The organism is Rheinheimera faecalis, assembly GCF_021290965.1.
Classification (GTDB): domain Bacteria; phylum Pseudomonadota; class Gammaproteobacteria; order Enterobacterales; family Alteromonadaceae; genus Pararheinheimera; species Pararheinheimera faecalis.
On sequence record NZ_JAJOYT010000023.1, the window covers coordinates 1 to 5,041 of the forward strand.

Genomic DNA, 5,041 nt, shown 5'->3' on the forward strand with positions numbered 1-5,041 from the left:
TTTAAAGTGGGTATCCCGGATATTTATACTTGATTTCCACAACCTCCATAGATACGAACTATATGAGCTGGACGTTAATTTGAAATCACAATTATGTTTCTAGAGTTATCGAAAATTGCAAATTGTCCACCCCAGGGTCTGTCATATAAGTCGGTAATATTTAAAGATGACTGTTGAGCCGAACTATATGCCATTTCAATCATTTCATAGGTCTCACACCTTAATCTTATTTCATAGCCAATAGACTCTTCAAAGTTACTTACCGCTGTAACATGTGGCTGTTCAATAATGATGTCTATTTGCGAGAGCCATTCAACAGGTCTAATAGTTATTAGTCTTGCCCCTCCAGCACCGCAGACATCATCTACGAGGCTGAATAAAGATGTCTGCTGCAGAGCACGATAATAATTTTCAGAATCAATTTTTCTAATTTTTACAGATGCATTCATAATCTACTCCAAATTACTGTCCAGCACGTTTCCAAGAGATCTGCTTTGGTTTGACACCTAACGCTCTTAATACATCCAGCTCAGCTTTATACCAATCGCTACTGACGGATAACCTGTCTGGAGCTTTTGTTCCTATAGTTTTAAACTCATAGCCTTCATTGTGTAATCGCTTAATTACATGTTTGTTGAAGTCAATTGACATTTCATGCATTGCTTCGAAACCTGGTTTAACTTTGTTAGTCAACGGATCATATGTATCCATGAACTTCATGTTGTCGGGCCAAATTTCGAGGATTTGCACAGCATTGTTATTTGCCTTCGCAGCCTTTACCACTTCCCGTTGCCCTTCACCTAGCATAAACACTTTAGGTCTACCAGATGACGCTAACTCTTCAAATCTGACACTGAGATATGAGTCAACCATCTCTGGTCTAAATAGTCTTCCAGTTGAGGTTTGCGCTGCATCCGAATACCCCTGCACCCGCTCAGTCAAGCGTTCCATCTTAACCACTTCAGCTGCTTTGCCAGCAAAAGGCACCATGGAAGCGACGCTCAGTCCTGCACCGACATAGTCACCGCTATAAGCTGAAATGCCCGCACTCCCCAGCTCCGCGACTTGGGATAGCAGAGGGATTTCAGTCATCCCAACCACGTCCAGACCCAGCTGTACTTTCTCCAGCGTTGTCATCCTTGCGCGAGCCTGGTCCGCCAGCCAGGTTTGTTTGTTCATCGCATCTAACTGCCGCGTCGTCTGTAATTGTTGCTGTTGTTGAGCTATCCGGCCCCGATTAAGTGTCATGTAGTGCGCTTCGCTTCGCGCCATACCTTGCTGATAAGCCATGCTCTGTGCAGCAGGCGTATCGGCCAGTTCCTGTGCTTTTGAGCTTTGCTGCTGCATAAAATTAAGATTCAGCATTCGGCCTGCATCAGTATCCATCAGATGACCAAACTCGTTTAGTAAACTGTTACGTGCGGTACTCAAATTTTGATAGGTATCCATCTGAGAGGCATCACCACGCCACAGCGTGTTGCCATCCCCTACCCGTAGTTCGTTATCGTTTAAACCAATGGATAGTCCGCCAAGGCTCTGCCCTGTTTCCTGAATAACTTTGCGTGCAAGCTCAGGACTCACCACACCTGATTTTTCTGCCTGTGCAAGTTCGTGCTGGGTTTGCTTACTCAGTTCTCCCGGTTTACTGCTTAAACCACTGACTAGCGAGTTCCCCAACGCATTGCCAAAGGCATCGGATAAAACTAAGCCCCGGTGAAGGGACTTAACATTCAGTAGGCTCTTAAGATTACGAATAAATAATATTCAGAACAACAACACAAAACAGAAGATTAGCGAGAATTAATGGAGATGCTTTTAATTTTGAAGATTCAGAAAAAAAAGGGATTGCCTTTAATCTTGCTTCAATCTCCTCAAATGTAAGGCCGACTCTACAAACCAAGTATGTTAGTAAGCAAGAAACGAAAATACCCAATAGAACGTAATAATTAACATTACCTCGAAAATTAAAAAGTTCTTCTCTAATTCCGTCATCAATAAACGGCCAAAATTTATTTACGGCTCCTATTACTACCGATGCAGGCCAAACCATTACAGAGCTAACTGTCGCAACAAAGCCAAACCAAGGATCACGTCTTTTTCGCCGTTCATCCCAGCTAAAAACAAAATAAAAATAGAGATAATAACTTCGTATCCAACCAAACAACTTCAACATAACAACATTCCATCTAACATATTTAATGCGCCCATCACTGGGCGCTAGTAACCAGTAACTTAACGACGACCTCTGGGTGTAACTGGAGTTTGTGGTTGAGCTTCAGGTCTGAGTTTCACACCTCTTGGCCCGACACCAGTTTCAACGGTTCTGTTAATTCCGTCCTGTGTTTTATCTACCATGTAAAAACCAGCTTTTTCCCAACCATTCACCATTTCTCCAGTACTTTGTCCATAGCGGACTTTGTATTCAGGCGTTACCGACAAGGTTAAATCAGTCACCGTATATGCCGCACCTGGCAGTCCCCCAACGATGGCAAAACCTATATCAACACCAACCTTACCCCAATGGCTAATTAGGCAACCTGAATTTGCTGACCAGTTATGCCCCGCGCCGTCGTTCTGGAGCCAAGTGTAGTCAGTTGCTTGGAGTGCTGACACCACAGGTCCTCCCCATTTGAGAAATGGCTCTGCTTTGCTCATAAAGCTTGTATCCAGCAAATCAACAGCTCCATAACCTGCGGTCATTCGACTGGTATCGCCAAAGGCGAGATAATGATTGGTTGACTGCAATACCCGGCCATCAACACTTGAAGCTAAGGAGGAATGACTTCCTAAACCTAATTGTTGCATTACAGAATCAACATTTGACAGAGCAGGTCGCGAAGCTAGTTCGTAACCAATTCCAAAGTTCAGTTTTCCCAGACCATCAAGCCCAGCCTTCGCAGTGCCAAGATATTGCCCTACGCTACTTGCGCCTTCTAAGGCGCCGGTTGCGCCAGATGGTTTAGATTGTTTTCTGGCATGATTTGGAGACGTAGAATCAGGTTGTCCTTGGTTTTCTGGTGAAATAAACATTCCTCGAGACATCGCGGACATCTCCTGCTCGACAATCGCCCCAATCAAACCTTCGTTGATTAAACCAGATTGTCCGGAATCATAACTCCAACCATAAAGACCCTGTTGCTGAGCTGACTTCATTGCAAATTCAATGTCGTCAACCCGCCACTGCTCATGCTGAGCGCGCTCTGTACGAAGGTTATCGGCACTATGACTGATAGCCGTTGGCTCACCATTTTCATCAACACCGGCCACATATCCTTTTTGGCCATCGGTGGTTATTTCATCACCTACCTTATAACCATTAGGCTTGCTTAAACCACTGACTAGTGAGTTCCCTATCGCATTGCCAAAGGCATCAAGTAAAAATCTGCTTATTAATTGTTATTTATACAGATAGTTCAGAACAATTAAGCTAAACGCAATATTAAACATCCACAGCAAAAAAAACTTCCAGAGCTTACGTTCAGCAAAATAAGGGATTTTCGCTAATCTGGGTTCAATATCAGCAAACTTAATCCCTGCGCAACAAACCAAATAGGTCAGCAAACACGAAACAAAAGCTCCGAGTAAAACAATGTGATTCACACTACCCCGGAAATTAAACAAATGCTCGCGCATGCTGTCATCAAGGAAATAATGCCACTTGTTGAAAGCACCAAGGACCGCTCCAGCTGGTAGTACCATAATCAGACCGACCATTGCCATAAAGCCCTGCACAGCATCATGTTCTTTTCGCTTCACATTCCAACTCATAAAGTAATAGCCGTATAAATAATAGCTGCGGACCCAGCTTAACCACTTAAACATATGTAAACTCCAAAACAAGGGCGCTCATTACTGAGCGCCAGATTGATTACCGATTATTTGCGGCCTCTGGGTGTCACTGGCGCGGGATCAGGCGCAGGACTTAACTTAACACCTCTTGGCCCAACGCCAGTTTCAACAGCTTTGTTAATCCCTACCTGCGTGTTATCAAGCATGTAGAAACCTGCCTTTTCCCAGCCATTCACCATCTGACCACTGCTTTCACCGTACCGGATTTGGTATTGCGGTGTCACTGACAATGCCAAATCAGACACCGAATATACTGCCGCGGTCCCTGCACCAATAGGACCTAAAACAGATACTGCGGCAAAACCGCTATCCACACCAAACTTCGCCCAGTGGCTGGCCATACCGCCAAAGTTATTTTCCCATGTATGACCAGCGCCATTATTCTGGAAGACGGAGTAGTCTAATGCCTGAAGACCACTCGCTAAAGGCCCGGCGAAAGTTAGCGCACTCCCGAGCCACCCTACAGGCTTAGTATTCAGCACATCCGTCAAACCAAAGCTGTTCGCCATATTCGCTGTGCTACCAAAACTAAAGTAATGGGTCGAATTGGCTGCCTGGGTCAGCCGACTGCCATCAATACTTACCGTCAATGATGAGTATTGACTCAGGCCGAGTTGTTGCATGACAGAACCCACACCACCCGGTTTGGCCTGAGCAACTAAGCCCAAACCATAACCTTGGCTTGCTAGCCCTAAGCCCTTTGCGCCAAGCAAGCCATTGCCCAGGTACTGGATTTCTCTGCTTCTGTCACCCAGCCACTTAGTCCAATCTGACTCGACAGATGCAAGTTGGTTGTTGCCGGAAGTGAGACCCTGCTGGTTTTGCCCATTGCTGAACAATCCCTGCCGCATCTTTTGCATTTCGTCGTTGATAATACCGCCAATCAATCCCTCGTTGATTAAACCAGATTGTCCGGAATCATAACTCCAACCGAAAAAGCCCTGTTGCTGAGTTGACTTCATTGCAAATTCAATGTCGTCAACCCGCCACTGTTCATGCTGAGCGCGCTCTGTACGAAGGTTATCGGCACTATGACTGATAGCTGTTGGTTCACCATTTTCATCAACACCGGCCACATATCCTTTTTGGCCATCGGTGGTTATTTCATCACCTACCTGATAACCATTAGGCTTGCTTAAACCACTGACTAGCGAGTTCCCCAACGCATTGCCAAACGCATCCACCGCCACGG

General features: G+C 45.3%; 6 protein-coding genes. All 6 read right to left on the reverse strand.

The window, feature by feature from the left end:
* Positions 1-74: 74 nt before the first annotated feature.
* The gene (locus tag LSG34_RS20465) at positions 75-449 is read right to left on the reverse strand and encodes a hypothetical protein (RefSeq protein WP_233011189.1); all 375 of its coding nucleotides are present in this window, start codon (positions 447-449) and stop codon (positions 75-77) included.
* A 13-nt stretch (positions 450-462) separates the two neighbouring features.
* On the reverse strand, positions 463-1,677 hold the full coding sequence (locus LSG34_RS20470; RefSeq protein ID WP_233011190.1) for a hypothetical protein: 1,215 nt from the start codon (positions 1,675-1,677) through the stop codon (positions 463-465).
* Between the two features lie 70 nt (positions 1,678-1,747).
* Positions 1,748-2,173, reverse strand: coding sequence for a hypothetical protein (locus tag LSG34_RS20475; protein ID WP_233011191.1), 426 nt, complete (start codon positions 2,171-2,173; stop codon positions 1,748-1,750).
* Between the two features lie 59 nt (positions 2,174-2,232).
* Positions 2,233-3,267 (reverse strand): hypothetical protein, encoded by a 1,035-nt coding sequence (locus LSG34_RS20480; RefSeq protein WP_233011192.1) that lies wholly within the window; start codon positions 3,265-3,267, stop codon positions 2,233-2,235.
* A 129-nt stretch (positions 3,268-3,396) separates the two neighbouring features.
* Positions 3,397-3,822 carry a hypothetical protein gene (locus LSG34_RS20485; RefSeq protein WP_233011193.1) on the reverse strand — a complete coding sequence of 142 codons (426 nt, stop codon included), beginning with the start codon at positions 3,820-3,822 and terminating at the stop codon, positions 3,397-3,399.
* Positions 3,823-3,875: 53 nt separating this feature from the next.
* Positions 3,876-5,041: hypothetical protein (locus LSG34_RS20490; protein WP_233011194.1), on the reverse strand; the 1,166-nt coding region annotated here is incomplete at its 5' end.